Consider the following 26,749-nt stretch of genomic DNA (forward strand, 5'->3'; position numbering starts at 1 on the left):
AAATCTCGGCGGTACGTTCCCCTCATTGGCGAACTTTCGCCTTAAAATTGCCTCAAGCCTTCGATACTCCCCTCTTATCCGGCCTCTGTGTGCCGGTAGGGGATGAAGTTGTGGGAGTAACGGGAATGGGCATTGCGTCCGGTATCAAGACTTGCGCGATGGCGGCCGTCATCGTTACCGGCTCCGCGTTCGCGGCGCTTGCCGCCACGTTCAACGGCAGTTTCACGATCGGCGGCAACGCGTTCAGTTCGCCGGGCCTGGTTGTCAATGCCAGCCCGACAAGCGGGCCGCTGAACCTGAATCTCACCGTTGGCCAGAGTGTGACCTTCGACCTGTTCGACATCTGGACAAACGACCCGCTCATCAATGGCTCAGATACGACGCCGCAATCGATCTTCGTGGATTTCGATATCGGCCGGTCAGGCGGCGTGGGTGCGCTCAACGGCACCACGCAGGGAAACACCGCGTTCATCTTCCAGTACGGCAGCGTGAATTGGCAGGCGCCTCTGATGCTGGCCTTTGGTAATGGCGGACTTATGCAGATTTCGCTCAGCAACGAGATCTTCAACTTCGGGGTCTTCGGACTGAGCGCGGGCCAGGCGAATGGCGCAACCGTGCAAGCCACGGCGACCCTCATCGCGGCACCCGTGCCGCTGCCCGCGGCGGGGCTTGGCCTGCTGGCCGGACTTGGTGGACTGGCGCTCGTTCGGCGGCGCCGGATGCGCGACGCCGCCTGAGTTAACCGCCCGCTGATCGCGGAGCGACCGCCCTTCAACGAGCATCCGCCCCGAAACGCCGTCAGAGATCGGCGTGATACTCCTCGATGAGGCTTTCAACCACGGCGCGCATCGCATCCGCCTCGTCCCGCCCACTCGTGCGCGCTTCGACGTGCACGCTGCGCTGCCTGTCGGCACTCGTCCCTGTGTCGAGAAGGCCGCGCAGCGCCTCCAGTTCGTCAAGGCAGCGGAGCGCCTCTGCGTCCTGGGTCAGAAGCTCGATCAGTTCTTCGATAAGAACCGCGAAGTCGATGACCTCGAGCCGGCCGAAATCGATCAGCCCGCCCGAAATTCCATAGCGCTGCGCGCGCCAGCGGTTCTCCGCGATCAGGAAGTTGTCGTAGTGCCGCCAGCGCTGATTTTTCCGCTGAAGCCGCCACAGCATGCGCGTCAGGCACTGGGTGACGGCGGCGAGCGACAGCGTCATCTCGAGCCGCGGCTGGACATCGCAGATCCGGCTTTCGATTGTGGGAAACCGCGCCGAGGGGCGGAGGTCCCACCAGATCTTCGTCGAATCCTCGATCAGGTTCATGTGAACGAGCGCATGGACCGTCCGCTGATACTCCGCCCAGCTGTCGAAGTGCGGCGGCAGTCCCGTGCGGGGGAGGTTGTCGAAGACCGTGAGCCGGTAGCTCGCGAGCCCCGTATCCTCGCCCTGCCAGAACGGCGAGGATGCCGACATCGCCAGAAGGTGCGGAAGGAAGTAGGAAAGCTGGTTGGCGATGTCGATGCGCATGTCCTCGGCCGGCACGCCGACATGGACATGCATCCCACAAATCAGCATCCGCCGCGCGACACCGCCAAGATCGCGGCGAAGCTCGTTATAGCGCTCCTTGTCGGTGTGGTGCTGATCCTTCCAATCTGAGAACGGATGGCAGGACGCCGCGATCGGCGCGAGACCATGCTCTGCCGCGTGGCGTGAGACGCAGGCGCGAAGCCGCCTGAGGTCGTCGCGCGCCTCGGCGATGTCCTTGCAGACGCGCGTGCCGATCTCGATCTGGCACTGCAGGAACTCCGGACTGACCTGGTCTTCGAACTCCGCCTTGCAGCGGGCCATCAGCTCTTCCGGTGCGACCGCGAGAGCGAGGGATTCCCTGTCGACCAGAAGGTACTCTTCCTCGATGCCGATGGTGAAATCCGGTGCGGTCATGGATGTCTCCCTTCCCGGCCAGTTGAACAGAGGCCGGTTAGGCGGGCAAGCGTCGATGAGCCGCCGCGCAGCTACTTCGCCGGGCATTCGCGATGCTGATCCGAAATGCGAAAAGGCCGGAGCTGATCCGCCCCGGCCTTGGTCATTCGCTCGCAGGTGTATCGCGGCGGCGCTCAGTCCATCGCCTTGAAATGGAACTCGCCGCCTTCCTTAAGGCCCGAAGGCCAGCGGGAGGTCACGGTCTTCGTCCGCGTGTAGAAGCGGAACGCGTCCGGTCCGTGCTGGTTGAGGTCGCCGAAGCCCGACTTCTTCCAGCCGCCAAAGGTGTGGTAGGCCAAGGGCACCGGGATCGGCACGTTGATGCCCACCATGCCGATGTTGATCCGGCTCGCGAAATCGCGCGCCGTGTCGCCGTCGCGGGTGAAGATCGCGGTACCGTTGCCGTATTCGTGGTCCATGGCGAGGCCAAGCGCCTCTTCGTAGGACTTGGCGCGCACGGTCGAGAGGACCGGGCCGAAGATCTCCTGCCTGTAGATGTCCATGTCGCGCGTGACATGGTCGAAGAGGTGCGGGCCGACGAAATAGCCGCTCTCGTAGCCCTGAAGCTTGAAGTCGCGGCCATCCACGACGAGCTTCGCGCCCTGTTCCAGGCCGGAATTCACGAGGCTGACGATACGGTCGCGGGCCTGGGCCGTCACGACCGGGCCGTAGTCCACGTCGTTGCCGGCGGTGTAGGGGGCGACTTTCAGCTTCTCGATGCGCGGCACGAGCTTGTCGATCAGCCGGTCGGCCGTCTCGTCGCCCACCGGAACCGCGACCGAGATCGCCATGCAGCGTTCGCCAGCGGCACCGTAGCCAGCACCGACCAGCGCATCCGCCGCCTGGTCCATGTCGGCGTCCGGCATGACGATCATGTGGTTCTTGGCGCCGCCGAAGCACTGCACGCGCTTTCCGTTCGAGCAGCCGCGCCCATAGATGTATTCGGCAATCGGCGTCGAGCCGACGAAGCCGATCGCCTGAACGGTCGGGTTGTCGAGGATCGCGTCGACGCTTTCCTTGTCGCCGTTGATGACCTGCAGCACGCCGTCCGGCAGGCCCGCTTCCTGCATCAGTTCGGCGAGCATCAGCGGCACCGAGGGATCGCGCTCCGACGGCTTCAGGATGAAGGCGTTGCCGCAGGAAAGGGCAGGGCCCATCTTCCACATCGGGATCATTGCGGGGAAGTTGAACGGCGTGATGCCCGCGACAACGCCCAGAGCCTGACGCATCGAATACATGTCGATGCCCGGACCGGCCGAGTCGGTGAACTCGCCCTTCAGGAGTTGCGGCGCGCCGATGCAGTATTCCATGACTTCCAGACCGCGCTGCACGTCGCCCTTGGCGTCGGGGATGGTCTTGCCATGCTCGCGCGAGAGCGCCTCGGCCAGCTTTTCCATATCGCGGTTGAGAAGCCGCACGAACTCCATGATCACGCGCGCGCGGCGCTGCGGGTTCGTCGCAGCCCACTTCGGCTGGGCCTCCGCGGCGGATGCGACCGCCGCGTCGAGTTCGTCCTTCGATGCGAGCGGCACCCTGGCTTGCACTTCGCCCGTCGCAGGGTTGTAGACATCCGCGAAGCGGCCCGACTTCCCCTTCACATGCTTGCCGTTGATCCAGTGGGTAAGTTCTTTCATGGCAGCCTCCCGATAATTTGCACAGAGAATAGCCTTGCAAAATTGCGCGGAAAAGGGGCAGTTTCCCAAATGCATTTTGCATTTTCGCAAAGGATGTCTCATGGCCGACTGGGATGATTTGCGCATTTTCCTTGCCGTCGCGCGGGCGGAGAGCCTGTCAGGCGCGGGCAGGCTCCTGAAACTTGACCCCGCGACTGTCGGCCGCCGCATCGCCAAGCTCGAAGAGACGATGGCGGCGCGGCTGTTTGCCCGCTCGCCGCAGGGCTACGCGCTGTCGGGCGAGGGCCAGAGGCTCATGTCGCATGCCCTTCGCGCGGAACAGGCCGTCGCCGAGGCGATGGAAGAGGTGGGGACCGAGGGGCCCGGCTTGATCGGGCAGGTCCGTCTCGGGGCTCCTGACGGAAGCGCCAATTACCTTCTGCCTCAAATCGTGGCCGGAATCTGCGATGACCATCCGGGGCTCGAAGTCCAGATCGTTGCTCAGCCACGCGTCGTTAACCTTTCGAAGCGCGAGGCCGACATGGCCATTGCGGTCAGTCCGCCCGCAACGGGGCATCTCACGGTTCAAAAGCTCACGGATTACAAGCTCCACCTCGCGGCGTCGCAGGCCTATCTCGACCGCCATCCGCCGATTGCCCGCATCGCCGATCTGAAGCACCACCGGACGATCGGTTACATCGATGACCTGATCTTCGACAAGGAACTCGACTACCAGACCGAAGCCGGAATGGAGGCGGTCGCGCTCGCCTCGAACTCTGTCTCGGTGCAGTTCAACTGGGTCCGGACAGGAGCTGGGATCGCTGTCGTGCACGACTTCGCTCTGCCTGCGGCGCCGGGTCTCGTGAAAGTTCTGCCTGATCAGGTCTCGCTCACCCGTTCATTCTACTTGATCCGCCACCCGGACGACAGAAGGGTCGAAAGGCTCAACCGCTTTGCTGAGCTTTTGGCCCATGGTGTGCGTCGCGAGGTCGCCCGGCTGGAAGCCTTGGCTTGACAGACGCGGAGCAAGAGTCAACGCTGATCGAAAGTTCCGCATCCTCAGGAGGTTGCCATGCAGGTTCACCAGATTCTGCGCGCCAAGCCCAAAACCGACATCATCACCGTCGCGCCGGGCACGAGTGTCGCGGACGCCGCGCGGCTTCTTGCGGAACGACGGATCGGCGCGGTCGTCGTTTCCGAGGATGGAAAGGTGCCGCTCGGCATTCTGTCCGAGCGTGACATCGTGCGCGATCTCGGGCGCCGCGGCTCGGGCTGCCTGACCGACACGGTGGATTCGCTGATGACCCGCAACCTGATTTCCTGCGGCCCCAAGGACGTCGCCGACAGCGTGCTCGAGAAGATGACCACGGGCCGCTTCCGTCACATGCCGGTTATGGAAGAGGGCAAGATGGTCGGCATCATCTCGATCGGCGATGTGGTGGCCGCGCGCATCTCCGAGCTTGCGATGGAGAAGGACGCACTCGAAGGCATGATCATGGGCAACTGACTTGCGGCGCACAGGCCGGATGAGCCTACAATCCGGCGCGCGGTAAGATTGCGTGACCGAAGCAGAGGTCCAAGGGGGACAGAGACCCATGCGCATCGGCCTGTATCCGGGTACTTTCGACCCGATCACGCTCGGCCATACCGACATCATTCAGCGCGCGATGGCGCTCGTCGACCGTCTGGTCATCGGCGTTGCGATCAACCGCGACAAGGGGCCGCTTTTCGGGCTCGAGGACCGCGTGGCGATGGTCGAGGCCGAGTGCAAGCCGATTGCCGCCGAGACAGGCGGCGAGATCGTCGTTCATCCGTTCGACAACCTTCTGATCGGCTGCGCCCGCGATGTAGGCGCGACGGTGATCGTGCGGGGGCTCCGCGCCGTCGCAGATTTTGAGTACGAGTTCCAGATGGTCGGCATGAACCGTGCTATGGACGCCTCGATCGAAACGGTGTTCCTGATGGCCGATGCGCGGCGCCAGGCCATCGCGTCGAAGCTCGTGAAGGAGATCGCGCGGCTTGGCGGGGACGTGTCGAAATTCGTGACGCCGGCAGTGCGCGAGGCCCTTAAGGCGCGCTTTTCCTGACGGCGATTTCGCCGGCCGGCGAGGGCTAGTCCGGCAGCCGGAAATCCGCGAAGACGGGATAATGATCCGAAGGCCATTCGCCCCGGAAGCGCTGTCTAAGTACCACTGGCGCCACGGCGAGCGCGATGTTCGACGTGATGGCCAGATGGTCGATTGCGCCGAAAAGATTGATTCCGCGGTTGAAGTGATAGGTCGCGCCCGCGACCGGGCTGAAGGTCAGCCCCGCCCGTTCCAGAATCCCGACTGTTCGCGATCCGACTCGGTCATTCACGTCGCCCAACAAAAAGACGGGCTCATCGGCTGCGTTCAGCGCAGCGATCCGCTCGCGCACGAGCTCGGCCGACCGCGTGCGGTTGGAACGGCTCTTGTACTCGAAATGCACGTTGAACACGTAGAACGGCCGTCCCTCGCCGCGCGGCGCGAAGCGCGCCCAGCTCGCGAAGGCGGGATAGGAGCCGTCGAAGGTACGAGAGTAGATCACCTCGGGCGTCTCAGAGAAGAAGAACCAGCCCTGATCGAGCACGCGAAAGCGGTCCTTCCGGAAGAGGATGGGCTGGGTCGACGGAAACTCGCGCCAGTCGCCGACCGCGGCCGCCGCGTAGCCGGAATTCTCGCCGAGCAGGTGATCGAGCGTCAGGTTGACTTCGCCGCCGCTGCCGCCCGCGAAGCTTTCCATTTCCTGAAAGGCGAAGATGTCGGCTTCTATCGCCTTGAACATGTCGTCGAGGGGGCCCTTCCGGCGGTTCCAGTCGCCGACCGACCAAGCCCCTTCGTCACGCCGCAGGACGATGTAGTGGACATTGTGTGTGGCGACCCTGACCGTGCCGGGTGCCTTCGGCGGTGCGGGGTTCTGGCCCGAGTTCGAGATGTGCAGTGCGGACGCCAGAAGCACGAGCGCAAGAACGAGCGTGCCGGTCAATCTAAGAACGGCTTTCATCAGTCGAAGCATAGCGCAGAGGCGCTTCGCGCGCATCCCGATTCTAGGGGCTTCGCCAGTATCGACAGCGCGATGACGGCGTCAGATAAGCTTGCCCATCGCGACCGCCGTGTCCGCCATCCGGTTTGAGAAACCCCATTCGTTGTCGTACCACGACAGGATCCGGCACATCCGGCCCTCCATGACCTTGGTCTGGTCCATGTGGAAGACCGAGGAATGCGGGTCGTGATTGAAGTCGACCGAGACGTTCGGATGCTCTGTGAAGCCGAGGATGCCTCTCAGATGCCCTTGCGCGGCGTCGCGGATCGCGCCGTTGATCTCCTCCACGGTCGTGTCGCGCTTGGCCTCAAAGACAAGGTCCACGACCGAGACGTTGGGAGTCGGGACCCGGATCGCCACGCCGTCGAGCTTGCCGTTGAGTTCCGGCAGAACGAGGCCCACCGCCTTCGCCGCTCCCGTGGAGGTCGGGATCATCGACAAGGCGGCCGCACGAGCGCGGTAGAGATCCTTGTGCATCGTATCCAGGGTCGGCTGGTCGCCGGTGTAGGAATGGATCGTCGTCATGAAGCCCTTCTGGATACCGATCGCGTCGTTCAGTACCTTGGCAACCGGGCTCAGACAGTTCGTCGTGCAGGAGGCGTTCGACACGACGATGTCATTCTTGGTCAGCTTGTCGTGGTTGACGCCGAAGACGATCGTCTTGTCGGCGTCCTTGCCGGGCGCCGAGATAAGGACACGGGATGAGCCGTTTGCCAGATGCGCCTGACAAGCCTCCTTGGAGGTGAATATGCCGGTGCATTCCATCACGACATCGATGTGTTTCCAGGGCAGCTCGGCAGGATTGCGGATCGCGCTGACCTCGATCGGGCCGCGCCCGACATCGATCGTCGTCTCCGTCGTCTTGACCTCGGCCGGGAATCGGCCGTGAACGCTGTCGAAGCGCAGCAGGTGGGCGTTGGTCTCCACTGGGCCGAGGTCGTTGATCGCCACGACCTCAATATCTTTGCGGCCGGATTCGATGATCGCCCGAAGCACGTTCCGTCCGATGCGGCCGAACCCGTTGATCGCAACCTTCACTGCCATCCCAATCCTCCTCATGCTTTCGCGCGACGGCCTCCGGGCCTCTCTGTTACCGCTAACATCAAATTCGGGCGGAAACGTCAACCGAAGACTAGCGGTGTCAGCGCCAGAAGGCGAGAAATTCGATGAACTCGATGAGTTTACGGCCCAGGAAGACGGGCGCGCCGAGACCGAGCCAGAGATAGTCGGCCAGGAAAAAAGCCGTGGTCAAAGCCACAAGGGCGATGGCGATCCGGTTGGTCATGGGTGGGGGGAAAGGCCCCCGATGCTCCTTATTGAAGGAGCCGCCCCATCGCACCGGCCACGTCGGCCATCCGGCAGGAGAAGCCCCATTCGTTGTCGTACCAGGCCAGCACCCGGACGGTGCGGCCGCCGACAACCTTGGTCTGGTCGGGCGCGAAGATAGAGGAATAGGGGGTGTGGTTGAAGTCGATCGAGACCTTCGGCTCGGGGTCATAGGAAAGAACCATGCCCATGTAGCCTGCCGCGGCTTCTCTTACGATTTCGTTGACATCGGCAACTGTTACATCCTTGCCCGCCTGAAAGGTCAGGTCAACGGCCGAGACATTGGGCGTGGGAACCCGGATCGCCGTGCCGTCGAGCCTGCCCGAAAGTTCCGGCAGCACCTCGCCCAAGGCCTTCGCAGCCCCGGTCGAGGTCGGGATCATCGCCATCGCGGCGGCGCGGGCGCGGTAGAGATCGCTGTGGCGGCGGTCAAGCGTCGGCTGATCGCCGGTATAGGAATGGATCGTCGTCATGATGCCCGACTCGATCCCGATCGCATCGTTCAGGACCTTGGCGAGCGGCGCGAGACAGTTCGTCGTGCAGGAGCCGTTCGAGACGACGTGGTGGTCGGCCGAGAGCTGCCGGTGGTTCACCCCGTAGACGACCGTTTTGTCCGCGTTCTTCGCCGGCGCCGAGACGAGTACCCGCCGCGCGCCCCGGTCGAGATGCATGGCCGCCCTGGCGCGGTCGTTGAACTTGCCGGTGCATTCGAGCACCACGTCGACACCGTCCCAGTCGAGCTCTTCCGGGTCATAGGTCGACATCACCTCGATCGGCCCGCGGCCAAGGTCGAGCGTGCTGCCCGCGACCTTTACGGGTCCGGAAAAGCGGCCGTGGACGGAATCGTATTTAAGAAGATGTGCGTTCGTTTCGATGGGACCGGTCGCGTTGATCTTCACGACCTGCACGTCGTTCCGGGAGGCTTCCGCGATATGGGCGAGTGTGCAGCGCCCGATCCGCCCGAATCCGTTGATGCCGATTGTGACGGTCATGTGCTCATCTCCTGTCCGCTCGGGGAACGGACAGGGCCGCGCCGCCTTTGGGCCGCAATAGCAAATGCTGACCGGCGGGAAAACCCACGCTATCAACATGTTAGCGAAAACACCAACCTGTTAGCGAAAACAGATTCCACAATCGGCCGAAGCCGACGCGACTATGCGCGGAACCGTCAACCGGTTGCCTCTGCGCGGTGATCGGTTAGGGTTTGGGAAACGCGCGGGCAGGAACGGGTATGAGTGGACTTCTGGCACTTCTCGACGACGTGGCGGCCATCGCCAAGGTCGCGGCGGCAAGCGTCGACGACGTCGCAGGCATGGCGGCCAAGGCGGGGTCGAAGACAGCGGGTATCATCATAGACGATGCGGCGGTAACGCCGAAATACGTCCACGGCTTCGAGGCCAAGCGCGAGCTTCCGATCATCTGGAAGATCACCAAGGGCTCTCTTTTCAACAAGTTGGTGATCCTCCTGCCTGCGGCGATGCTGATGAACGCCTTCGCGCCCTGGCTGATCACGCCTTTGCTGATGCTTGGTGGGGCCTATCTCTGTTTCGAGGGCGCCGAGAAGGTGTTTCATCTGCTCTTTCCGCACGGCGATCCTAAGATCGAGGCGGATCTGGACGTGCGCGATCCGGCTCATTTGGAAGAAGAGCGCGTCAAGGGCGCGATCAAGACTGATTTCATCCTGTCTGCCGAGATCATGACCATCGCGCTGGCAGCCATTCCCGACGGCATCCTGTGGATGGAGGCCGCGACGCTTGCCGTCGTCGCCATTGGCGTTACCGTCGTGGTGTACGGCTCGGTCGCACTCATCGTGAAGATGGACGATATCGGGCTCTACCTGGCGGCGGCGGCGCGGACGGGCGTCGGACGGGCGCTGGGGAAAGGTCTCGTGAAGGGGATGCCGAAGCTCATGGCGCTTTTGTCCACGATCGGTACCGCCGCGATGCTCTGGGTCGGCGGCTCGATCATCATTCACGGTCTCGACGTACTGGGCTGGCCGGTGCTCTACGACTGGATCCACCACGTGGCCGAGGCCGCGGTGCATGGCATTTCCGGTCCCGCCATAGGCTTTCTCGAATGGTTGATCGTCGCGGGGCTCGACGGGCTGCTTGGCCTCGCGCTCGGGATGATCCTGATTCCGCTCGGAACGCGCGTGATCGGACCGCTCGTGTCGCGCGTCACAGGCAAGTCGCCCGAGGCGCACTAGCGACTGCCTGCACTGACCCCGCCGACACGCCTTCGGTACCCCGCGCCGTTAGGACCGCAAGGACACGTTCACCGCAAACGGCCCCTTTTCGCCGTCCATCAGACTGAACTCCAGATCGGTTCCAAGATCGAGCCGCTCCCAATCGCTGCCGATCACGCTGTCGCGCTGGAAGTAGACTTCGAGCCCGCCGCTTGAGCGGATGAAGCCATAACCCTCGACGGTGAATAGCCGCACGACCTGGCCGTGATGCTTCTCGGGATGGCTCTTGACCTGCACGCCCTTCATCTTGCGCACGTAGTCGTCCAGCTGCCGCCGCGCGGCGTTGAAGCTGTCGCGTATCGCGACGTGCAGATCCTCGTGCGCGGCCAGGTCGCCGGGCTTCTTGTTGACCACGATCACGCCGCCCGGCACCTCGGCTTCGACGGCGACTTGGTAGAGATGGCCCTTGTGGCCGCGCGCGGTGCGCTTCTCGACGATCACCCGGCAAGAGGTGATGCGCTGGAAAACCTGTTCGAGCTTTCCAATCTTGCCACGGATTTCGGAGGTGACTGCGGGCGAGGCGTCCATGCCGTGAAAGATGATCTGAGGTTCGGTTTCCATGTCGCGTCCTTTGCGAAAGCTATCCGGGAGTTTCGGCGCACCGGCGCGATCAGTCACTGATTCTGGTCAAGTCGTGCCCGCTGACGTCGGTCAATGCGATCCCGCCCGGTTCATGTTTGTGTGCCCGAAAGCCATCGCAATCGAGGAGAGGCGAAGATGAGTGCGTACGGACTCAAGGTCATCGACGAGGCGGTGCAAGCCGCGAACATCTGGGTGAACGAGGTGGACAGCCGCACCGGCTGGGACAACAAGCAGCGCAGCTACCGCCTGCTTCGCGCGGTGCTGCACGCAGTCCGGGACCACCTGACGGTGAACGAGGCGACCGATCTCGGCGCGCAGTTGCCGACTTTGATCCGCGGCGTTTACTACGAGGGCTGGAACAGTTCGCGAAATCCCGTACGCATGCGTCATGCCGACGATTTCGTCGCGGCGGTCCAGAAGGAATTCGCGCCCGATACGTTCGAGGACGCCGACCGGGCGCTCCGGGCGGTGTTCGATCTGTTCGACAGCCACGTATCTGCCGGCGAGATGAAGGACATTCGCGGCGCTTTCACGAAGGAAATCCGGTCGCTATTCGGCGTTTCCTGACGCTCAGAGCAGCGATCTGACCTTTTCCGCCACGGCATCCGCCGTGATGCCGAATTCCTCGTAAAGCCGCCCGGCCGGGGCCGAGGCGCCAAAGCTGTCCATGCCGACGAAGCCCGACTTGGCCTCGCGGCCGCGCTCGCCCAGGAGCCAACGGTCCCAGGGCTGTCGCACCGCCGCCTCGACTGCCACACGGACCGGTCCGCCAGGCAGGACGCGCTTGCGATAACCGTCAGGCTGCGCGGCGAAAAGCTCCATGCAGGGCATCGAGACGACCCGCGTTCCGATGTCTTCGGCTTCAAGGATATCGCGCGCGGCCAACGCAATCTCGACTTCCGATCCGGTGGCAAGAAGGATTACCCGGCGCTTCGCCTCCGCTTCGCGCAGTATGTAAGCGCCCTGGGCCGAAAGGTTCTTTGTCGCGTGCTTCGTTCGGACCGTTGGCAGGTTCTGGCGGGAAAGCGCCAGAACCGAAGGCGTCTTGTCCGAGGTCAGCGCCAGCTCCCACGCCTCCGCCGTCTCGATCAGGTCGGCGGGCCGGAAAGTCAGCGTATTCGGTGTCGCCCGGCAGATCGCCAGGTGCTCGACCGGCTGGTGCGTCGGCCCGTCCTCGCCGAGGCCGATCGAGTCGTGCGTCATCACATAGACGGCAGGCACACCCATGAGCGCCGACAGCCGCATCGCGCCGCGCGCGTAATCGGTGAAGCACAGGAAGGTCCCGCCATAGGGCCGGATGCCGCCATGCAGCGCCATGCCGTTCATCGCCCCCGCCATGCCGTGTTCGCGAATGCCGAAATGGATGTAGCGGCCCTTGCGGTTCTCGGGGTCGAAGACGCCGAGATCGCCCGTCTTGGTGTTGTTCGATCCCGTGAGGTCCGCCGAACCGCCGATCGTCTCCGGCATGACCGGGTTGACGACTTCAAGCACCATCTCGCTGGCCTTGCGTGTTGCGACCTTGGGCTGAGCCTCGGCGTTCTGCTTCTTCAGCGCCCGGATCGTCGCGGCGAGTTTTTTCGGTGCCTCGCCCGACATGCGGCGTTCGAATTCGGCCCGCTTGGCGCCCGAGAGCTCCGCGACCCGTGCGCCCCACTCCGCCCGCGCCTTGCCGCCGCGTGCGCCGATCGCCGCCCAGGCTTCGCGGATAGTGGCGGGAATCTCAAATGCCGGATGCGGCCAGCCATAGATCTCCTTCGTCACCTCGATCTCGTCCGGCCCGAGCGGGGAGCCATGCGCGCCTGCCGTGTCCTGCTTCTTCGGACTGCCGAAACCGATATGAGTCTTGCAGTCAACGAAGACGGGACGGTCCGATGTCTTCGCCTCGGTCAGCGCGCGGTCGATATCGGCCGGGTCATGCCCGTTGCACGACAAGACGCGCCAGCCGGCCGCAGCGAACCGCGCGCGCTGGTCGGTCACGTCGGAGAGGCTGATCTTGCCGTCGATCGAGATGTTGTTGTTGTCCCAGAGCACGATGAGCTTCGAAAGCTTCTGCATGCCCGCAAGCCCGATCGCCTCGTGGCTGATACCTTCCATGAGGCAGCCGTCGCCAGCGATGACCCAGGTCCGGTGATCGACGATCTTGGGCCCGAACTGGGCGCGGAGCGACTCCTCGGCGATCGCGAAGCCCACCGCATTTGCGAGGCCTTGGCCGAGCGGGCCGGTCGTCGTCTCGATGCCCTTGGCGAGAAAGTTTTCCGGATGGCCGGCTGTGACCGACCCCCACTGGCGAAAATTCCGGATCTGTTCGAGCGTCATGCTCGCGTACCCGGTCAGATGGAGAAGCGCGTAAAGCAGCATCGAGCCATGCCCGGCCGACAGGATGAACCGGTCCCGGTCGGCCCAGTCAGGTGCCGAGGCGTCGAATTTCAGGTGCTTCTCAAACAGCACGGTGGCGACATCGGCCATACCCATTGGCATGCCCGGATGTCCGGAATTCGCGGCTTGCACCGCATCCATGGCAAGCGTGCGGATCGCGGCGGCGCGCATCCAGTGGTCGGGGTGGGCGGAGCGGAGCGTGGCGATGTCCAATGGGCGGTTCCTTCTGATGTCGGCTGGCGGGCTTGATAACAGGCCGACCGGCAAGTTCAAGCTCAGCTCCTAACCATCTGGCATCAAAGGGGGGAGAAATCGCGCGCCGGTTTGGTCTACACTTGGCCACTCTGCGGACGTGTCCGATTCGCCCTGCCGGGCGTGACAAGGGACCGAGCAGAGGCGTACCCGAAGGTGCGGGTGCGGGCGACGGACTTATTCGGGTAGGGGGCTTAGAGGAATGACCGAAATAACCGAGTTGGAGCGGCGGATAACCGCGGCCCTGGAACGGATCGGCAAGGGGCTGGATGCGCTCGGGGCCGGCGCTGGCGGTGCGGTTGCAGTGGATGGCGGGCAGGACGGCGATGCCGAACTGCGCGAGGCTCTCGAGGCCGAGCGGGAGGCCAATGCCCAGCTCACCGAACGCGTGCGATCGATCAAGGAGAAGCAGGAAACCACTGTCGCTACGCTTGAAAAGAAGGTCGCTCAGCTGACCGAGCAGCTCAACGCCGCCGATGTGGAACTGCAGCGTCAGCGGCAGCTGAACGCCGATCTGACCGAGGCGAACCGCGAGTTGAGCGAAGCCGCGCGGAAGGGCGTGTCGGAGCCGGATCTCATCAACCGGTCGATGTTGACCGAACTTGAGGCTCTAAGGGCGGCCCGCGCCGCGGAAGTGATGGAGATGGATGAGATCCTGTCCGAACTGAAGCCGCTCATCGGTGAGGTGGCCTAATGCCAGAGATGACGATTTCCATAGGCGGACGCGATTTCGAAGTGGCCTGCCAAGAGGGCGAGGAGCAATTCCTCAGGACGGCGGCCAAGATGCTCGACAACGAGGCAACGACGCTCGTCAGCCAGATCGGGCGCATGCCGGAGGCACGCATGCTTCTGATGGCGGGGCTCATGCTGGCGGACAAGACGGCCGGTCTGGAAGATCAGCTGCGGACGGCCGAAGAGCGCGCCGGGGTGGCTGAACGCGTGGCAGCCAATGCCCGCGCAAATCCCGAACGTGTCGAGGTGCCCGTGATCCCCGAGATCGTGAGCGACACCTTCGCTGAGATCGCGGCGCGTGCCGAGGCCCTGGCCGACCGGATCGAGGAGCGGCTGCAGTAGCAGAGCCCTGCCTGCGGGCGCGGCCGGTCGCTGGTGATAATCAGGGCAGACGGGACGCGCTGCGCGCGCGGGTAGCGCGTCCTGCCGTCAGTTATTGGCCGCGCGGATCTGGTCGGCGGCGTCCTTATTGTACACCACGCCCCTTTGCTCGAAGAGCTGATCGAGTTCGCCCGAGAGCGTCATCTCGGTGATAATGTCGCAGCCGCCGACGAATTCGCCCTTCACGTAGAGCTGCGGGATCGTCGGCCAGTCGGAAAAGTCCTTGATCCCCTGGCGGATCTCGGCGTCCTCCAGCACGTTCACGTCGACATAGTCGACGCCCATGAAGTTCAGCACACCCGCCACGCGGGAGGAGAAGCCGCATTGCGGCATCATCTTCGTGCCCTTCATGTAAAGGACGACGTCGTTCTTCGTGACGGTGTCGCGGATCTGGTCCTGCGCGGTCGTGGTGGTCATCTGGTCTACTCCGGTGCCTTGGTGGTCAGCGCGAGCGCGTGCAGTTCGCCGTGCGCGCCATCCATTTTTCCCTTGAGCGCGGCATAGACCGCGCGCTGCTGCTGGACGCGGTTCATGCCGCGGAAGCTTTCATCGATTACCTCAGCAGCGTAGTGGTTCCCGTCGCCGGCGAGATCGGTGATCGTGATCTCGGCATTCGGGAACGCTTCCCGGATGAGATTCTCGATGTCCTGCGCTTCCATCGCCATGCGGCGTCCTTCCGTTCTTCCCTTGATCACTATGTAAGCCTGCCCGAAAATCGCCGCAAGGCCGCACAGGCGCTGACCCGGGCGGGCCGGAGCCCCAGAGGATAGGCTGGTCAGGCAACCGCCGCGGCGAAGGCCGTCCGGTAGATCTTCGAAAGCTCGGCAAGCGGCGCCTCCGAGGCGCCGTATCTGACGCTCGCACCGCCAAATCGGCCGACGACGACGGCGTCGACGCCTGCGGCGCGGGCCCGGGCAAGCAGGCTGTCCGCCACGTCGCTTGCAACGGCCACGAGGTAGCGCGCCTGGTCTTCACCGAAAAGCGCGCCCGACGCGCCATCGTCGAGCGTGACGCCGGTACCGGCCGCCTCGGCTATCTCGAATGCGGCGAGCGCGAGGCCGCCGTCGGACAGGTCGGTGGCGGCGCGGAGCGCCTTGCGGTTGGCGCGCAGGAACTCGCCATTCCGGCGCTCGGCCGCGAGGTCAACCTGCGGAGCGTCGCCGTCTTCACGGCCGAAGGCCTCGCAAAGCAGCGCGGATTGGCCGAGATGGCCGGCCGACCGTCCGATCACGATGGCCGTGTCGCCGTCCTGCGGCAGACCTGCGATCAACTCGTCGAGCGAATTCAGAAGCCCCACCGCGCCGATCGTGGGCGTCGGCAGGATGCCTGCACCGTCGGTCTCGTTGTAGAGCGAGACGTTGCCCGAAACGATCGGCATGTCGAGCGCGGCGCAGGCCTCGCCGATGCCTTTGACCGCACCGACGAACTGGCCCATGATCTCGGGCTTCTCGGGATTTCCGAAGTTGAGGTTGTCGGTCGAGGCGAGGGGCGTCGCACCGACGGCGGTCAGGTTCCGGTAGGCCTCGGCCACGGCCTGCTTGCCGCCCTCGTAGGGGTTCGCCTTGACGTAGCGCGGCGTCACGTCGGAGGTGAAGGCAAGCGCCTTCTTCGTCCCGTGAACCCTGACCACGCCCGCGCCTAGACCGGGGAGGCGGACGGTGTCGGCCATGACCATCGTGTCGTACTGCTCCCAGACCCAGCACTTGTGGGAGTGGTTGGGCGACCCGATGAGCGCCTTCAGACCCTCGATCGGGTCGATCTGCAGATCGTCGGCAAAACGTATGGCAGGCGTCGGCGTTTCGACCCACGGCCGGTCGTATTCCGGCGCAGAGGAGGAGAGCTTCGACAGGGGCAGGTCGGCCTTCACCTCGTTGCCATGCAGGATCAGGAACCGGTCTTCGGCGATGGTCTCGCCGACGATGGCGAAGTCGAGATCCCATTTCTCGAAGATCGCCCGCGCCTCGGCCTCCTTCTCGGGCTTCAGGACCATGAGCATCCGCTCCTGGCTTTCCGAGAGCATCATCTCGTAGGCCGTCATGTGCGCCTCGCGCTGCGGCACGTGGTCGAGGGTCAGCTTGATGCCGAGGCCGCCCTTGTCGCCCATCTCGACGGCGGAGCAGGTGAGGCCCGCTGCGCCCATGTCCTGGATCGAGATGACGCTGTCCGAGGCCATCAGTTCCAGGCAGGCTTCGAGCAGCCGCTTCTCGGTAAAGGGGTCGCCGACCTGCACGGTGGGGCGCTTTTCCTCGATCGCGTCGTCGAATTCCGCGCTTGCCATCGTCGCGCCGCCGACGCCGTCGCGTCCGGTCTTCGCGCCGAGATAGACGACCGGCATGCCGACGCCCGAGGCGGCCGAATAGAAGATCTTGTCGGTATCCGCGAGCCCCGCCGCGAATGCGTTGACGAGGCAGTTGCCGTTGTAAGCGGCGTGGAAGCGGACCTCGCCGCCCACGTTCGGCACGCCGAAGCAGTTGCCGTAGGAGCCGATCCCCTCCACGACCCCCTTCACGAGATGCGCGGTCTTCGGGTGCGAGGGCAGGCCGAACGAGAGCGAATCCATCGCCGCGATGGGTCGCGCGCCCATTGTGAATACGTCGCGCAGGATGCCGCCGACGCCCGTCGCCGCGCCCTGATGCGGCTCGATATAGGAGGGGTGGTTGTGGCTCTCCATCTTGAAGACCACCGCCTGGCCGTCGCCGATATCGACGACGCCCGCATTCTCGCCGGGGCCGCAGATGACCTGGGGGCCGGTCGTCGGCAGCGTGCGCAGCCATTTCTTCGACGACTTGTAGGAACAGTGCTCGTTCCACATCGCCGAGAAGATGCCGAGTTCGGTGAAAGTGGGTTCGCGTCCGATGATCTCGAGGATGCGCTGGTACTCGTCAGGCTTCAGCCCGTGCGCGGCGATCAGATCCTCTGTGATCTCAGGTTCCTGCATTCCATCCCCCGGGCTTTCGCAGTTGCGGCGTCTTTTAGGGGGGAAGCAGGCGAGAGGAAAGGCCGAATGCGCGCTGCCAGCGCGGCGCAGGTGGTCGGCCGTTTTCTACGGCTGGCCCGGCAATCGCGCTCGCTGCCGGGCCGGCTGTCTCAGAACTTTTTCACGAACCGATCCATCCGCATACCCAAGCGTATGAATTTCCCGTTCCGTGGCGCCTTCGAGAAGGCGACGCGAACCGTCTGTTGCTCACCGTTTTCGGGGTCGACCATGACCACGCTGACGACAACTCGTCCTTTGGAATCTAGGTCGGCGTCATTGATGATTCCGATCGGCTGGTTGTCGGCCGACATAAGGATTTTGCCGACGATATCATAGCCGAGCATGAGCATGACAGCTGCCGGCCCGCCTTGGGTGCGTGCGGTGGCCACCGCGCCGGATGTCGCGGACGGCGCAGCTTTCCCTGTCGCCAGCGCGCCTGATGCGCGCGGCGTGCTGCCAAGGCCCGCTCCGGCGCCCGCACCGATCCCGCCAATTCCTGCTCCGGCGCCGGCGCCCGCGCCGCTGCCGCCGACACCAGCACCGGCACCTGTGCCCGTGCTGCCGCCGCCAATGCCCGCTCCCGCGCCTGCGCCCGTGCCGCTGCCGCCGACACCAGCACCTGCACCTGCACCGCTGCCGCCGATACCGGCACCAGCGCCTGCGCCTACGCCGCCACCGCCAATGCCCGCCCCGGCGCCCGCGCCTGAGCCGCCTATGCCTGCACCGGCACCTGCGGAAGTGCCTCCGACATCGGCGCCCGCACCGACGCCTGCGCCGCCTCCACCGATCCCGCCGCCGATACCGGCCGACGCGCCTCCAGCATCAATATCGATTGCGTAAGAGGCGTTGCTCAATAGGATTGCGGCAACGACTGGACTGGCACTGCGAAGAAACGAGGTAAGCTTCATGGTTGCCTCCATCGAATGGTGGGAGAAAGCGCTCCCTGGAACTCAATCTTTGCGCGAGATGTTGCGGATAAATTGCCCTAAATTGGGTGAAAAGCGGGCGAACGAGGGCAAAACTAGGGCTCTGCGCCGTGATAGACGGCTTTCGGAGGCCTCGCGTATGTTCGCACCTCGACACTTAATGCCCGCACGGTGTCCTGAGGAGCGGGTCACCTCCGCCCATGCGCCGTAAGCCGCAGTCGGGGTTTCTCACAGGCGCAAGCGCGATCCCGGCTTGATGCGGGTCAACCCGCCTGCAAGACAGGGCCCAAAAAAAGAGGCCGAGACAAGCTCGGCCCAAGTCCAACAGGGAGGTAGAAGACGTTGAGAGTTTCCTCGAACACCGCCTTCACGCTTGATTTAAGAGCAGCACGCAAACGGTTCAAGTGAATTTACGCCGCACCTGCGACATATCCGCTATGCGTTGCCATCAAGCCTCACTTCAACCTATGGCTGTGCGTTCCTCGGCGCGCCTCTTGCGATAGGCGATAACTTCCTCCAACACAAAGTCGCGGAACGCGGCGATGCGCTTGGAATGCCGCAGCTCCTCTGGATAGGCGAGAAAGACGGGAACCTCGACGGATTCGACCTCTGGGAGGACGCGCTCCATGTTGGGAAAGTCCTCGCTCAGGTAGTCTGGCAACACGCCGATTCCGAGGTTGAATAGCACCGCCTGCAGAACACCGTAGTAGTTGTTCACGGTCAGGGTCGACCGGACATTCTGCGCGAGAAGCTGCTGGATGAGCAACGCGCCCGCCAGGACCTGCGGTGCCGAGGGGCTTTGACTGATCAGCCGGTGCGAGGCGAGGTCGGCGAGTGTCTCGGGCCTGCCGAACTGGGCGAGGTAGTCGGGCGAGGCATAAAGCCGCATTCGGATGTTCATCAATCGCCGACGGATCAGATCGGCCTGACTCGGCTCCTTCATGCGGATTGCGACGTCGGCCTCGCGCATCGGCAGGTCCAGAACGCGCTCTTCGAGCATCAGATCGATCTTCAGGTCGGGATATTTGTCATAGAGCGTGCCGAGCCGCGGGGCGAGCCACAGCGTGCCGAACGCGAAGGTGGTTGTGACCTTCAACTCGCCGAATACCTCATCCTCGCTGTCGCGGATGCGCGCCGTGGCCGTCTCCAGCCGCGTATTCATGGCCGAGGTCGCTTCGAACAGAAGCTCTCCCTGCTCGGTGAGAATCAGGCCCCGCGCATGGCGGTGGAAAAGTGTGGTGTCGAGGCTTTCCTCGAGCGCCCGGATCTGCCGGCTGACGGCGGATTGGGACAGATGCAGCGCCTCGCCCGCATGCGTGAGCGAGCCGGCATCGGCGACCGCGTGAAATATTCTTAGCTTGTCCCAATCCATCGTGCCGCTTTCTGTCGTTTTTCCGCCGCTGCGTTTGGACATGCTACATAGGCGACAAACACGAAACGCAAAAGACATTCGGCCACTGCCGACCGGGCGGTCGGAAAAACATGCGCTTGTTAGGTCAGCGATTTTGACCTATAATGGGCGGGCTCCGGAGCGGGAGGTCCAGATGAGCAAGACGAAGATTTCTTTGAACGATCGCTACGACCTGACGCAGTCGCCCGTGCTTCTGAATGGCACGCAGGCGCTCGTCCGGCTGATGCTCATGCAGAAGGAGCGCGACCGGAAGGCGGGGCTGAACACGGCCGGATACGTCTCGGGCTATCGCGGATCGCCCCTCGGCGGGGTCGATCTGAACATGAGCCGCGCGAAGAAGCTTCTGGAGGCCAACGACATCCGTTTCGAGCCGGGGCTGAACGAGGACCTCGCCGCGACCGCGATCTGGGGCACCCAGCAGGCCGAGATGTACGGCGAGGGCAAGTATGACGGCGTGTTCTCGCTCTGGTACGGCAAGGGGCCGGGGGTCGACCGCACCGGCGACGTGATGCGCCACGCAAACCTTGCCGGATCGTCGAAGCACGGTGGCGTCCTGATGGCGATGGGCGACGACCATACCGGCGAAAGCTCCCTCACGCTGCACCAGTCGGACTGGGCGCTCGTCGATGTCTACATGCCGGTGGTGAGCCCGGCGGGCGTGCAGGAGGTGCTGGATTACGGCGTCTACGGCTGGGCGCTGTCGCGCTTCGCGGGCGTCTGGGTGGGCCTGAAGACGATGAAGGACACGGCCGAAGCGACCGCCGTGGTCGATGGCGACCCGTTCCGCATGTCCTTCGTCGCGCCGGAATTCCAGATGCCGAAGGGCGGGCTCAACATCCAGCTTGGCGACACGCCGGTCATCCAGGAAACCCGAATGATCGACTACAAGCGCCATGCGGCGGAAGCCTTCGCGCGGGCGAACAAGATCGACCGGCGCGTCTGGGGCAAGCCGGGGGCCAAGATCGGCTTCGTCTCGGCGGGCAAGAACTGGCTCGACCTCTGCCATGCCTTCGAGATGCTCGGCATCGACGCTAAGGAAGCCGAACGGCTCGGCATCACGACCTACAAGGTCGGCCAGACCTTCCCCTTGGACATGGTCGGGTTCCACGACTGGGCCGAAGGGCTCGACCTGATCGTCGTCGTCGAGGAAAAGCGCAAGCTGATCGAGGTCCAGATCAAGGAGGCGATCTTCGACGACCGCCAGGGCCGGCGCGTCTACGGCTGGTACAAGGGCGGCGCGGGCGGGATGCACCGGGAGGAGCTGTTCCCGACCTGCTACGCGCTCGATCCCGCAATGATCGCAGAGAAGATCGGCAATATCCTGATCGAGGAGGGGCGCGGCACCGACCACATGCGCGCCCGCCTGAGCGAGGTGAGCGAGGCGCGGCGCGCCGACAACGTCCCGGAACTGGCGCAGCGGACGCCCTACTTCTGCTCGGGCTGCCCGCACAACACCTCGACCAAACTCCCCGACGGCTCGGTCTCCTATTCCGGCATCGGCTGCCATTTCATGGCGGTCTGGATGGACCGCGACACCCGCTGGGCGACGCAGATGGGCGGCGAGGGCGTGAACTGGGTCGGCCAGGCGCCGTTCTCGACCCGGAGCCACGTCTTCCAGAATCTCGGCGACGGCACCTACAACCACTCGGGCATCCTCGCCATCCGCGCGGCCTTGGCGGCGAAGACCAACATCACCTTCAAGATCCTCTTCAACGACGCGGTCGCGATGACCGGCGGCCAGCCCAACGAGGGCGACCTCAGTGCCGAGCGGATCGCGCGGGAGGTGCTGGCGATGGGCGTCGAACATGTCGCGCTCGTCTACGACGAGAAGGAGGATGTCGACCTCTCGGCCTTCCCCTCGGGCATCGAGAAGCACGAGCGCCACGCCATGCCGGAAGTTCAGGAAAGGTTCAAGGATATTAAGGGCGTGTCGGTCATTCTTTACGTCCAGACCTGCGCCGCCGAGAAGCGCCGTCGCCGTAAACGCGGCACGTTCCCCGATCCCGACCGCCGGGTCTTCATCAACACCGACGTCTGCGAGGGCTGCGGCGATTGCGGCGTGCAGTCGAACTGCGTCTCGATCGTGCCGGTCGAGACCGAGTTCGGCCGCAAGCGCGCCATCGACCAGTCGTCGTGCAACAAGGACTATTCCTGCCTCGACGGGTTCTGCCCGTCCTTCGTGACGCTCGAAGGCGCGAAGATCCGCAAGGGCGCGACGGCCGAGATCGACTTGCCGGACCTGCCCGCGCCGGAGCTGCCGGCGATCAAGGGCACCTACAACGTGCTGATCACCGGGGTCGGCGGCACCGGCGTCGTGACCATCGGCGCGGTGCTCGCGCAGGCCGCCCATCTCGACGGCAAGGGCGCGGGGATGATGGAGATGGCCGGCCTCGCGCAGAAGGGCGGCGCGGTCAACATCCATCTTCGGCTCGCCGAGAAACCCGAGGACATCAACGCGATCCGCGTGGCGACCGGCGAGGCCGACTGCGTGATCGGCGGCGATCTGGTGGTGACGGGCGGCGCAAAGACGCTCGGGCTGATGAAGGCGGGGCGCACCGGCGCGGTGGTCAACGCGCATGAGATCATGACGGGCCAGTTCACCCGCGACCGGGATTTTCATTTGCCGGTTGAGGGCTTGCGGCTGTCTCTTGAGGCGCGGCTGAAGGATCGGGTGAGCTTCTTCGACGCGTCGAAGCTGGCAACGCGCCTGCTTGGCGACTCGATTTTTTCCAACATGCTCATCCTCGGTGCCGCCTGGCAGAAGGGCCTCGTGCCCTTGTCGGCCGATGCGATCCGGCAGGCGATCGAGATGAACGGCGCGGCGGTCGAAGGCAACCTGCGCGCGTTCGAGATCGGTCGTTGGGCGATGGCGCATACGGACGAGGCTCAGAAACTGCTCGAAGACCCGGCGGCCATACCCTTGTCGCTCAAGCAAAAAATTGACATGCGCGCGGCGCATCTCGTGACCTACCAGGACGAGACCTACGCTGAACGCTACCGCCGCCTCGTGGCCTCTGCACCCGAGGAGCTGCGCGAAGGCGTGGCGGAGGGCTATCACAAGCTCCTCGCCTACAAGGACGAATACGAGGTCGCGCGGCTGCACCTCGAGACCGCCGACAAGGCCGCGGCCGAGTTCGACGGCGACCTGCGGATGACCTTCCACCTCGCGCCGCCGATCCTGTCGAAGACCGGCCCGAATGGCCGGCCGGAAAAGCGTGCGTTCGGACCCTGGATCGTCTCCGTCTTCCGCATGCTCGCGGGCATGAAGCGGCTGCGCGGCACCGCGTTCGACCCCTTTGGACGCTCGGCCGAACGCAAGATGGAACGTGCGCTCATCATGCAGTATGAGGCTGACATGGCCGAGATCCTGCCGAAGGCCGCGCCTGAGACAATGGACGCGGTGCGCGAACTCGCGTGTCTGCCGCTGACGATCAGAGGCTTTGGCCCCGTCAAGGAGGCCGCCGAGCGCGTGGCGGCCAAGCGCCGCGAGGAGCTTCTGGCGCATATCCGCGCGGGCGGGGCGCCGCTGAAGGAGGCGGCGGAGTAGGCCGCTCGCTCGGGCGCGCATCGTCTTCTCGGAACGCGGCCAAATAGCGGGGGGCATCGCGCCAACCCGCGACAGATGATGGATTTCCTCCGCCGGGCGACGTATGACTTGGCACCGGGGCCCGAGCGCTCCTACGATTACGGCTTTGAATTCAAATAGAAATACCGCGTCTGAGTCGCTCCGCGCCCGGCCGGTTGAAAGGCGGGCGCATGGCGGTTGGTATTTTCGATTCAGGTCTCGGGGGGCTCACGGTCTACGATGCGGTGTCGAAGGCGATGCCGGATACAGCCTTTTCGTACTTTGGCGACAATGCCCATGCGCCCTACGGCGTGCGCGACGCGGAAGACGTCTTTGACCTGACCTGCCGAGGTGTCGAGCGGCTGTGGGAGGAGGGCTGCGACCTCGTCATCCTGGCCTGCAACACGGCTTCGGCCGTCGCGCTGAAGCGGATGCAGGAGAGCTGGGTGCCGGTCGAGACGAAGCGGGTGCTTGGCGTCTTCGTGCCGATGATCGAGGCGTTGACCGAACGGCAGTGGGGCGACAACTCGCCTCCGCGCGAGGTCGCGGTGAAGCATGTGGCGCTCTTTGCCACACCCGCGACCGTCGCGAGTCGTGCCTTTCAGCGCGAGCTTGCCTATCGCGCGATCGGCGTGGACGTGGAGGCGCAGCCCTGCGGCGGCGTGGTCGACGCGATCGAGGAAGGCGACGAGATCCTCGCCGAGGCGCTGGTACGGTCCCATGTCGAGGCGCTGCTGAGGCGCATGCCAAAACCCGAGGCGGCGGTTCTCGGCTGCACGCATTATCCGCTGATGACGGCGACGTTCCAGGCTGCGCTGGGGCCCGGCGTGACGGTTTACTCACAGGCCGATCTCGTGGCCGCGAGCCTTGCCGACTACCTCGCTCGCCACCCGAACTTTGTCGGCTCGGGGACCGAAGCGAAGCTTCTGACCACCGGTGACCCTGCGCGCGTCTCGAACAAGGCCACGCAGTTCCTGCGCCGCCGGATCGCGTTTGAACAAGCCTGAGCGTCCATCCCTGATTTCTGCATAGTCGCCAGTGCTGGCCGAGGACGGACTAATCGTGGCCCCCGTCGGCCCATTGCCGTAAGCTGCGGACGCGTCGCAGACGCTGTGCCGAGCCTTGCGCAACCGGTGGAACAGAGAAATGAGGGGAGGCTTCTTTGAGCACGAACGCAAAGTTCATCGTATTCGCGGTCGTTCTTGCGGCCGTGGCCATCTTCGATGGCAAGAGCACGGCACGGGCCGATGCCGGCCATACGCACGCCGATGATGAGCACACCGAGATGCTCGAGGCAATGCGCGACATGCATGCGGGGCATGCGCATCACCATGATTTCGAGGCTATGGAAGACATTTCGCCCGAGGACATGCACCGCACGATGGATTTCATGGTCGATATCGGGCTCGTCCTGCCGCCGATGGACAGCGAGCGCGGCAAGACGGCATTCATGGAAAAGGGCTGTATCGTTTGCCATTCGATAAACGGCGTCGGCGGCGCGATCGGACCGCCGCTCAACGCTACAGACATGCCCGTCCCGATGAACGCCTTCGAATTCGCCGCCCGTATGTGGCGTGGCGCCCCTGCGATGGTTCAGATGCAGGAGGAGCTCTTCGGCGAGGCGATAGCGCTAAATGGCGAAGAGCTGGCTGATATCGTGGCCTTCGTTCACGACGAGGCGCTCCAAGAGCAACTGACCGCTGCGGACATTCCCGAACGCTTCCGGTCGATGATCGTCCGGTAGCCGGTCCCGGCGGCGACGCCGCTCGGTAGAAAACGGTTGAAAGCGTCGCCGGACTGGCCCATCAATCGCGCCGAACGACCGGAGCGAGACCATGCCTCACAAGATCGCCATCCTCGGTGCGTCCGGCTACACCGGGGCCGAGCTTGTCCGGATCATTGCCACGCATCCGGCCATGGAGATCGTGGGGCTCTCCGGCGACCGCAAGGCCGGCATGGAAATGGCCGAGGTCTTTCCGCACCTGCGCCACCTGACGCTGCCCGCGCTCGAAAAGATCGAGGATATGGATTTCTCGGGAGTCGAGCTTGCCTTCTGCGCGCTGCCGCATGCGACCTCGCAGGCCGTGATCCGCGATCTGCCGCGCAACCTGAAGGTCGTCGATCTCTCGGCCGATTTCCGGCTCCGGGATCCGGCGGAATACGAGAAGTGGTACGGCAAGCCCCACGCCGCCGTCGAGCTTCAGAAGGAGGCGGTCTACGGCCTGACCGAGTTCTATCGAGACGAAATCCGCGCCGCCCGGCTTGTCGCCGGGACGGGTTGCAACGCCGCGACCGGGCAATACGCGATCAGGCCCTTGATCGAGGCGAGCGTGATCGACCTCGACGACATCATTCTCGACCTCAAGGCGGGCGTCAGCGGGGCAGGGCGGTCGTTGAAGGAGAACCTCTTGCACGCCGAGCTATCGGGCGGCACGCATCCCTATTCGGCGGGCGGCACCCACAGGCATCTCGGCGAGTTCGACCAGGAATTCTCGAAGCTCGCCGACCGGCCGGTCCGCATCCAGTTCACGCCGCATCTGATGCCCTTCAACCGGGGCATCCTCGCCACCGTCTACGTGAAAGGCGACCCGCAGGCCGTTCACAAGGCGCTCGCTGACCGTTACGCGGCCGAGGTCTTCCTCGAAGTGCTACCTTTTGGCGCACTCCCCTCGACACGCTCCGTCGCGGGATCCAATTTCGTCCATATCGGTGTGTCAGGGGACCGGATCGCCGGTCGCGCGATCGTCGTCGCCGCGCTCGACAATCTCGCCAAGGGCTCGTCGGGGCAGGCGATCCAGAACGCGAACCTGATGCTGGGCATCGAGGAAACGGCCGGGCTGATGCTCGCGCCGGTCTTCCCGTGAGGGTCGGATGAAAGGACTGAAGAAACAGCGCCGCATCCAGGTTATCGTACTCGCCGCCTTCGCTCTGGTGGCGAGCTTTGCGGCTTTCTACTTCGCCTCTGGCGACGCGCTCCAGTTCTTCCGCTCGCCCTCGGAGGTAGCCGAGACGGCGCCGGGCCCGAACGAGACCTTCCGCATCGGCGGTCTCGTGGAGGAGGGGAGCCTCGTCCGGGGCCAAGGGGCGGCGATCACCTTCAGCGTTACCGACGGGGGCGCGACGGTGCCCGTTCGCTACGAAGGCGTCCTGCCCGATCTCTTCGGCGAGGGCGAGGGCGTGGTCGCGACCGGAAAGCTCGTCGACGGCACTTTCGAGGCGTCCGAGATTCTCGCCAAGCACGACGAGACCTACATGCCGAAGGAAGTGATCGACGCCCTGAAGGAACAGGGCGTCTACGTCGATCCGAACGCTGGTCCAGCGACGAATTAACCAAT

26 protein-coding genes and 1 pseudogene are annotated in these 26,749 nt (G+C 64.4%); 14 read left to right on the top strand and 13 right to left on the bottom strand.

The window, feature by feature from the left end; all coding sequences use genetic code 11:
* The first annotated feature begins 158 nt into the window (after positions 1-158).
* Positions 159-737, top strand: coding sequence for a VPLPA-CTERM sorting domain-containing protein (locus DEA8626_RS05910; protein ID WP_146188837.1), 579 nt, complete (start codon positions 159-161; stop codon positions 735-737).
* A gap of 61 nt (positions 738-798) precedes the next feature.
* Here the strand turns inward: DEA8626_RS05910 and DEA8626_RS05915 are convergent, their stop codons facing one another.
* Positions 799-1,926 carry a carboxylate-amine ligase gene (locus tag DEA8626_RS05915; protein ID WP_108852095.1) on the bottom strand — a complete coding sequence of 376 codons (1,128 nt, stop codon included), beginning with the start codon at positions 1,924-1,926 and terminating at the stop codon, positions 799-801.
* A gap of 173 nt (positions 1,927-2,099) precedes the next feature.
* On the bottom strand, positions 2,100-3,599 hold the full coding sequence (locus DEA8626_RS05920) for a CoA-acylating methylmalonate-semialdehyde dehydrogenase (RefSeq protein ID WP_108852096.1): 1,500 nt from the start codon (positions 3,597-3,599) through the stop codon (positions 2,100-2,102).
* Between the two features lie 100 nt (positions 3,600-3,699).
* On the opposite strand from DEA8626_RS05920, the gene DEA8626_RS05925 reads away from it, so the two are divergent.
* From DEA8626_RS05925 to coaD, 3 genes are all read left to right on the top strand, one after another.
* Positions 3,700-4,593 carry a LysR family transcriptional regulator gene (locus DEA8626_RS05925; protein ID WP_108852097.1) on the top strand — a complete coding sequence of 298 codons (894 nt, stop codon included), beginning with the start codon at positions 3,700-3,702 and terminating at the stop codon, positions 4,591-4,593.
* Positions 4,594-4,650: 57 nt separating this feature from the next.
* Complete coding sequence (locus DEA8626_RS05930) at positions 4,651-5,085, top strand: CBS domain-containing protein (RefSeq protein WP_108852098.1); 435 nt, start codon at positions 4,651-4,653, stop codon at positions 5,083-5,085.
* 88 nt (positions 5,086-5,173) lie between these two features.
* Positions 5,174-5,665: a pantetheine-phosphate adenylyltransferase gene (gene coaD, locus DEA8626_RS05935; RefSeq protein WP_108852099.1), complete on the top strand. Its 492-nt coding sequence runs from the start codon at positions 5,174-5,176 to the stop codon at positions 5,663-5,665.
* 25 nt (positions 5,666-5,690) lie between these two features.
* Here the strand turns inward: coaD and DEA8626_RS05940 are convergent, their stop codons facing one another.
* The 4 genes from DEA8626_RS05940 to gap (DEA8626_RS05950) form a co-directional block, all read right to left on the bottom strand.
* Complete coding sequence (locus tag DEA8626_RS05940) at positions 5,691-6,602, bottom strand: endonuclease/exonuclease/phosphatase family protein (RefSeq protein ID WP_108853340.1); 912 nt, start codon at positions 6,600-6,602, stop codon at positions 5,691-5,693.
* 81 nt (positions 6,603-6,683) lie between these two features.
* Complete coding sequence (gene gap, locus DEA8626_RS05945; protein ID WP_108852100.1) at positions 6,684-7,685, bottom strand: type I glyceraldehyde-3-phosphate dehydrogenase; 1,002 nt, start codon at positions 7,683-7,685, stop codon at positions 6,684-6,686.
* A 97-nt stretch (positions 7,686-7,782) separates the two neighbouring features.
* On the bottom strand, positions 7,783-7,926 hold the full coding sequence (locus tag DEA8626_RS20995; protein WP_181366367.1) for a hypothetical protein: 144 nt from the start codon (positions 7,924-7,926) through the stop codon (positions 7,783-7,785).
* Between the two features lie 28 nt (positions 7,927-7,954).
* A complete protein-coding gene (gap, locus tag DEA8626_RS05950) occupies positions 7,955-8,959 on the bottom strand; it encodes a type I glyceraldehyde-3-phosphate dehydrogenase (protein WP_108852101.1) in 1,005 nt (334 codons plus the stop codon).
* 239 nt (positions 8,960-9,198) lie between these two features.
* Between gap (DEA8626_RS05950) and DEA8626_RS05955 the strand changes: the two genes are divergently transcribed.
* On the top strand, positions 9,199-10,173 hold the full coding sequence (locus DEA8626_RS05955; protein ID WP_108852102.1) for a DUF808 domain-containing protein: 975 nt from the start codon (positions 9,199-9,201) through the stop codon (positions 10,171-10,173).
* 48 nt (positions 10,174-10,221) lie between these two features.
* Here the strand turns inward: DEA8626_RS05955 and DEA8626_RS05960 are convergent, their stop codons facing one another.
* Positions 10,222-10,773, bottom strand: a complete 552-nt coding sequence (locus tag DEA8626_RS05960; protein WP_108852103.1) for an HPF/RaiA family ribosome-associated protein — start codon at positions 10,771-10,773, stop codon at positions 10,222-10,224.
* Positions 10,774-10,929: 156 nt separating this feature from the next.
* Here DEA8626_RS05960 and DEA8626_RS05965 point away from each other — a divergent pair, with 156 nt between their 5' ends.
* The gene (locus DEA8626_RS05965) at positions 10,930-11,361 is read left to right on the top strand and encodes a DUF2267 domain-containing protein (RefSeq protein ID WP_181366368.1); all 432 of its coding nucleotides are present in this window, start codon (positions 10,930-10,932) and stop codon (positions 11,359-11,361) included.
* Between the two features lie 3 nt (positions 11,362-11,364).
* Here the strand turns inward: DEA8626_RS05965 and tkt are convergent, their stop codons facing one another.
* Entirely contained in the window at positions 11,365-13,383 is a 2,019-nt protein-coding gene (gene tkt, locus DEA8626_RS05970) for a transketolase (RefSeq protein ID WP_108852105.1), read from the bottom strand.
* A gap of 241 nt (positions 13,384-13,624) precedes the next feature.
* On the opposite strand from tkt, the gene DEA8626_RS05975 reads away from it, so the two are divergent.
* A complete protein-coding gene (locus DEA8626_RS05975; protein WP_108852106.1) occupies positions 13,625-14,116 on the top strand; it encodes a hypothetical protein in 492 nt (163 codons plus the stop codon).
* Positions 14,116-14,496, top strand: a complete 381-nt coding sequence (locus DEA8626_RS05980; RefSeq protein ID WP_108852107.1) for a cell division protein ZapA — start codon at positions 14,116-14,118, stop codon at positions 14,494-14,496. Before DEA8626_RS05975 ends, DEA8626_RS05980 begins: the two co-directional genes overlap by 1 nt.
* An 87-nt stretch (positions 14,497-14,583) precedes the next feature.
* Here DEA8626_RS05980 and grxD read toward each other — a convergent pair whose 3' ends face one another.
* From grxD to DEA8626_RS06005, 5 genes are all read right to left on the bottom strand, one after another.
* Positions 14,584-14,952 (bottom strand): Grx4 family monothiol glutaredoxin, encoded by a 369-nt coding sequence (gene grxD, locus DEA8626_RS05985; protein ID WP_108852108.1) that lies wholly within the window; start codon positions 14,950-14,952, stop codon positions 14,584-14,586.
* Positions 14,953-14,957: 5 nt separating this feature from the next.
* Positions 14,958-15,200, bottom strand: a complete 243-nt coding sequence (locus DEA8626_RS05990; RefSeq protein ID WP_108852109.1) for a BolA/IbaG family iron-sulfur metabolism protein — start codon at positions 15,198-15,200, stop codon at positions 14,958-14,960.
* A 110-nt stretch (positions 15,201-15,310) separates the two neighbouring features.
* Positions 15,311-17,473: a phosphoribosylformylglycinamidine synthase subunit PurL gene (purL, locus tag DEA8626_RS05995; RefSeq protein WP_108852110.1), complete on the bottom strand. Its 2,163-nt coding sequence runs from the start codon at positions 17,471-17,473 to the stop codon at positions 15,311-15,313.
* A 149-nt stretch (positions 17,474-17,622) separates the two neighbouring features.
* Entirely contained in the window at positions 17,623-18,420 is a 798-nt protein-coding gene (locus DEA8626_RS21000) for a hypothetical protein (RefSeq protein WP_181366369.1), read from the bottom strand.
* Positions 18,421-18,898: 478 nt separating this feature from the next.
* A complete protein-coding gene (locus DEA8626_RS06005) occupies positions 18,899-19,810 on the bottom strand; it encodes a LysR family transcriptional regulator (protein WP_108852111.1) in 912 nt (303 codons plus the stop codon).
* A 172-nt stretch (positions 19,811-19,982) separates the two neighbouring features.
* On the opposite strand from DEA8626_RS06005, the gene DEA8626_RS06010 reads away from it, so the two are divergent.
* The 6 genes and pseudogenes from DEA8626_RS06010 (at position 19,983) to ccmE (ending at position 26,744) form a co-directional block, all read left to right on the top strand.
* Complete coding sequence (locus tag DEA8626_RS06010; RefSeq protein ID WP_108852112.1) at positions 19,983-23,396, top strand: indolepyruvate ferredoxin oxidoreductase family protein; 3,414 nt, start codon at positions 19,983-19,985, stop codon at positions 23,394-23,396.
* Positions 23,397-23,465: 69 nt separating this feature from the next.
* A pseudogene (locus DEA8626_RS21300) lies at positions 23,466-23,555 on the top strand (lysophospholipid acyltransferase family protein); the annotation flags it as partial.
* 50 nt (positions 23,556-23,605) lie between these two features.
* On the top strand, positions 23,606-24,421 hold the full coding sequence (locus DEA8626_RS06020; RefSeq protein ID WP_108852113.1) for a glutamate racemase: 816 nt from the start codon (positions 23,606-23,608) through the stop codon (positions 24,419-24,421).
* 155 nt (positions 24,422-24,576) lie between these two features.
* A complete protein-coding gene (locus tag DEA8626_RS06025; protein WP_108852114.1) occupies positions 24,577-25,158 on the top strand; it encodes a c-type cytochrome in 582 nt (193 codons plus the stop codon).
* Positions 25,159-25,249: 91 nt separating this feature from the next.
* Positions 25,250-26,278: an N-acetyl-gamma-glutamyl-phosphate reductase gene (gene argC / locus DEA8626_RS06030; RefSeq protein ID WP_108852115.1), complete on the top strand. Its 1,029-nt coding sequence runs from the start codon at positions 25,250-25,252 to the stop codon at positions 26,276-26,278.
* 7 nt (positions 26,279-26,285) lie between these two features.
* Entirely contained in the window at positions 26,286-26,744 is a 459-nt protein-coding gene (ccmE, locus tag DEA8626_RS06035) for a cytochrome c maturation protein CcmE (protein WP_108852116.1), read from the top strand.
* The last annotated feature ends 5 nt before the right edge of the window (positions 26,745-26,749 follow it).

Origin of the sequence: Defluviimonas aquaemixtae, assembly GCF_900302475.1 — a bacterium.
GTDB lineage: Bacteria > Pseudomonadota > Alphaproteobacteria > Rhodobacterales > Rhodobacteraceae > Albidovulum > Albidovulum aquaemixtae.

Coding starts and splice junctions, on each gene's coding strand:
- DEA8626_RS05965 (WP_181366368.1), top strand. CDS start 10,930: ATGAGTGCGTACGGACTCAAGGTCATCGACGAGGCGGTGCAAGCCGCG.
- DEA8626_RS06010 (WP_108852112.1), top strand. CDS start 19,983: ATGAGCAAGACGAAGATTTCTTTGAACGATCGCTACGACCTGACGCAG.
- argC (WP_108852115.1), top strand. CDS start 25,250: ATGCCTCACAAGATCGCCATCCTCGGTGCGTCCGGCTACACCGGGGCC.
- DEA8626_RS05955 (WP_108852102.1), top strand. CDS start 9,199: ATGAGTGGACTTCTGGCACTTCTCGACGACGTGGCGGCCATCGCCAAG.
- DEA8626_RS05960 (WP_108852103.1), bottom strand. CDS start 10,773: ATGGAAACCGAACCTCAGATCATCTTTCACGGCATGGACGCCTCGCCC.
- DEA8626_RS05930 (WP_108852098.1), top strand. CDS start 4,651: ATGCAGGTTCACCAGATTCTGCGCGCCAAGCCCAAAACCGACATCATC.
- DEA8626_RS05915 (WP_108852095.1), bottom strand. CDS start 1,926: ATGACCGCACCGGATTTCACCATCGGCATCGAGGAAGAGTACCTTCTG.
- grxD (WP_108852108.1), bottom strand. CDS start 14,952: ATGACCACCACGACCGCGCAGGACCAGATCCGCGACACCGTCACGAAG.
- DEA8626_RS05980 (WP_108852107.1), top strand. CDS start 14,116: ATGCCAGAGATGACGATTTCCATAGGCGGACGCGATTTCGAAGTGGCC.
- purL (WP_108852110.1), bottom strand. CDS start 17,473: ATGCAGGAACCTGAGATCACAGAGGATCTGATCGCCGCGCACGGGCTG.
- DEA8626_RS05990 (WP_108852109.1), bottom strand. CDS start 15,200: ATGGCGATGGAAGCGCAGGACATCGAGAATCTCATCCGGGAAGCGTTC.
- DEA8626_RS05910 (WP_146188837.1), top strand. CDS start 159: ATGGCGGCCGTCATCGTTACCGGCTCCGCGTTCGCGGCGCTTGCCGCC.
- DEA8626_RS06005 (WP_108852111.1), bottom strand. CDS start 19,810: ATGGATTGGGACAAGCTAAGAATATTTCACGCGGTCGCCGATGCCGGC.
- DEA8626_RS20995 (WP_181366367.1), bottom strand. CDS start 7,926: ATGACCAACCGGATCGCCATCGCCCTTGTGGCTTTGACCACGGCTTTT.
- DEA8626_RS05925 (WP_108852097.1), top strand. CDS start 3,700: ATGGCCGACTGGGATGATTTGCGCATTTTCCTTGCCGTCGCGCGGGCG.
- gap (WP_108852101.1), bottom strand. CDS start 8,959: ATGACCGTCACAATCGGCATCAACGGATTCGGGCGGATCGGGCGCTGC.
- coaD (WP_108852099.1), top strand. CDS start 5,174: ATGCGCATCGGCCTGTATCCGGGTACTTTCGACCCGATCACGCTCGGC.
- DEA8626_RS06020 (WP_108852113.1), top strand. CDS start 23,606: ATGGCGGTTGGTATTTTCGATTCAGGTCTCGGGGGGCTCACGGTCTAC.
- ccmE (WP_108852116.1), top strand. CDS start 26,286: ATGAAAGGACTGAAGAAACAGCGCCGCATCCAGGTTATCGTACTCGCC.
- DEA8626_RS05920 (WP_108852096.1), bottom strand. CDS start 3,599: ATGAAAGAACTTACCCACTGGATCAACGGCAAGCATGTGAAGGGGAAG.
- DEA8626_RS05940 (WP_108853340.1), bottom strand. CDS start 6,602: ATGAAAGCCGTTCTTAGATTGACCGGCACGCTCGTTCTTGCGCTCGTG.
- gap (WP_108852100.1), bottom strand. CDS start 7,685: ATGGCAGTGAAGGTTGCGATCAACGGGTTCGGCCGCATCGGACGGAAC.
- DEA8626_RS21000 (WP_181366369.1), bottom strand. CDS start 18,420: ATGAAGCTTACCTCGTTTCTTCGCAGTGCCAGTCCAGTCGTTGCCGCA.
- DEA8626_RS05975 (WP_108852106.1), top strand. CDS start 13,625: ATGACCGAAATAACCGAGTTGGAGCGGCGGATAACCGCGGCCCTGGAA.